At 66.2% G+C, this 2752-nt stretch carries 3 protein-coding genes; 1 reads left to right on the forward strand and 2 read right to left on the reverse strand.

The features are described 5' to 3' along the window. Window positions 1-291 (reverse strand): hypothetical protein (locus A985_RS28910; RefSeq protein ID WP_039829854.1); only part of this gene is annotated, 291 nt, incomplete at its 3' end. Between the two features lie 358 nt (window positions 292-649). On the opposite strand from A985_RS28910, the gene chrA reads away from it, so the two are divergent. Continuing rightward, window positions 650-1885 (forward strand): chromate efflux transporter, encoded by a 1236-nt coding sequence (chrA, locus tag A985_RS0104085; protein WP_157211351.1) that lies wholly within the window; start codon window positions 650-652, stop codon window positions 1883-1885. A 71-nt stretch (window positions 1886-1956) separates the two neighbouring features. On the opposite strand, the gene epsC is transcribed toward chrA, so the two are convergent. Then, on the reverse strand, window positions 1957-2752 hold a 796-nt coding region (gene epsC / locus A985_RS24155; protein WP_232424513.1), incomplete at its 5' end, for a serine O-acetyltransferase EpsC.

The raw sequence follows: 2752 nt of genomic DNA on the forward strand, positions 1-2752 counted from the left end.
GACCGCTACGCCTGTCGTACAGACCACCGCCAACAAGCCCAGCGCGAAGGCCGCATTGGGGGCCTCACGGCCCGTTGCGCCAACCGCTGCGCGAGCGACGGGCTCGGTCAACAGCGGTGGCGGGGCCGAACGCGGAGGCGCCTGCGTCTGGACGGCGCGACGACGGGGCACCGACAGACCGGCCCGCCAGTCGTCAACGAATGCGGGGCGAGCGATGCCCCGTCTTGTATGGTGCGCATTGGCGGTCGGTCGATGCGCATGGTGCGGCATGGCGTAATGCAATCGAGTCATTCAGCGTTTCTCCGTGAATTCGGCGGCGTTGTACGATCGCGAGATTGCGAAGGACAACATCCGCAGCGAGGGGGAGAACGCTAACGCGGCCCGCGCAGAAGCGATTGCTGAAACGAACCGGCGATTGTGGCAGTCTTCACTGCTGCCACCGCCGCTAGGGAGAAATTCGGAAATCGCCGTCCGTGCCGAGAATGGCGGTCCTGCCATGCACGACGCTGACCGACAGCGTCTACGGCTGGCGTGGCGTAAGCTTGCGATGCCCCCAGTGTGCTCGCGTCATGCAGACGTCATGCTGAGGTCACCGCGTCAGCGCTATGATGGCGAACTTTGTGTTGCTGGATAACGTAAGTTGGAACCCTTGAAAACCGAGATCGAGACCGTCCCGGGTCCCGCCACGACGCATGCGCGCGCCGCCCTCGAAGTGCTCCGCACGTTTCTCCTGCTGGGCCTGACCAGCTTCGGCGGACCGGTCGCCCACATCGGCTATTTCCGGCGTGAATTCGTGGAGCGGCGTCGCTGGCTCGACGACGCGAGCTTCATCGATCTGGTGGGGTTGTGTCAGTTTCTGCCCGGACCGGCGAGCAGCCAGGTTGGGTTTTCCATCGGCCTTCGGCGGGCCGGATGGTTGGGCGGCATCGCCGCGTGGTGCGGGTTCACGCTGCCGTCGGTGCTGCTGCTTCTGGTCTTTGCCGTCGTGGCACCGCACCTGGGCGGTCCGGTCGGCGATGGCGTGCTGCATGGCTTGAAGCTGGTGGCGGTCGCCGTCGTGGCGCAGGCCGTATGGGACATGGCGAGACGATTATGTCCCGACACGCGCCGCGCGGGGATCGCGTTGGCCGCCATGACTGTGCTCGCGTTGACGACCACCCAGTTTGCGCAGCTCATCGTGATCGTGCTGGGCGCGGGGCTTGGGGTTCTGCTGCTGCGCTCGGGCCACGCGATGGCGGCACCGCCGTTGCCCTCGCCCGCGCGATTCCGAATCTCACGTACAGCGGGCGCTGTGGCGCTGATCCTCTTCTGCGTGCTGCTGGCCGGGTTGCCGTTCCTGCGCCATCTCACCGACGAGCGGTCCGTGGCCATATTCGACGGCTTCTACCGATCCGGCGCGTTGGTGTTCGGCGGTGGCCATGTGGTGCTGCCGCTGCTTCAAGAGCAGACGGTGGCGACGGGATGGGTGTCGAACAGCGACTTCCTGGCGGGGTATGGTGCGGCGCAGGCGGTGCCGGGCCCGCTCTTCACGTTCGCGACCTACCTTGGGTGGCGCTCGGGGAGCCCGCTGCATCCGTGGCTTGGCGCCGTGCTTGCGACGGCGGCGATCTTTCTTCCCGGGCTGTTGCTCGTCGTGGCTGCGCTGCCGCATTGGCAGGCGCTGCGTGAGCGCGCGTCGACGGCGGCCATGCTTGCCGGGGTGAATGCGGCCGTCGTGGGCATATTGGCCTCGGCGTTGTACTCCCCGGTGTGGACGAGCGCCGTGCACAGCGCCGCCGATTTCGCGGTAGCCGCGATTGCGTTCGTGCTGTTGACGCGGTGGAAAGCGCCGCCGCTTGCCGTGGTTGCGCTATGCGCTGTCGCCGGCGCGGCGGGGCTTGCCTGACGGGCTTGAGGGGCCTCGATGTTGAATACCGCCTGACCGATCCGAGCGCGGCGTGGGCCAGGCGGGATGCGTCAGGACGATTCGTTATCGCAGCCGGACACCGGGGGCGAGCCGGCTTCCGTGCGCGATCTTGCTTGCGTGATGTTGCTGAACGGCGGGACGTCTTGCGTGAGCCAGACGTTGCCGCCGATCACCGAGCCTTGTCCGATAGTGACGCGACCGAGGATCGTTGCGCCGGCGTAAATGACCACGTTGTCTTCCACGATCGGGTGACGCGGTAGGCCTTTGCGCGGATTGCCGTCGTCGTCGGCCGGGAAGCGCTTGGCGCCAAGCGTGACGGCTTGGTAGACGCGCACGCGCTCGCCGAGAATCGCGGTTTCCCCGATGACCACCCCTGTCCCGTGATCGATGAAGAAGCCGGCACCGATCTGGGCGCCTGGGTGAATATCGATCCCTGTTTCCGAATGGGCTTGCTCGGCGATGATACGGGCGAGCAGAGGCAATTCCAGTCGATAGAGTTCGTGGGCGACGCGGTGGTGAATCATCGCGTGAATGCCTGGGTAGCAGATCAGCACCTCGTCGACGCTGCCGGCGGCCGGATCGCCTTGATAGGCGGCGAGCACGTCACGGTCGAGCAATTCGCGGATTGTCGGGAGCCGTTGGGCGAATTGCTGGATGGTGGCGTGGGCGCGTTCCTCGATGCGTGCGGGCGTGAGGTTGGCGTCGTGGCGGGCTTTATGGCGCCATTCCATGCGGGCTTGTTCGGCGAGACCGTTGAGCACGCTGGTCAGCGTGTGACCGACGAAATAGTTCTCGCCTTGCTGGTGCAGGTCTGGCGGGCCGAGGCGCATGGGGAAGAGCACGCCT

The organism is Pandoraea sp. B-6 (genome assembly GCF_000282835.1).
In the GTDB taxonomy this organism is placed as follows: Bacteria; Pseudomonadota; Gammaproteobacteria; order Burkholderiales; family Burkholderiaceae; genus Pandoraea; species Pandoraea cepalis.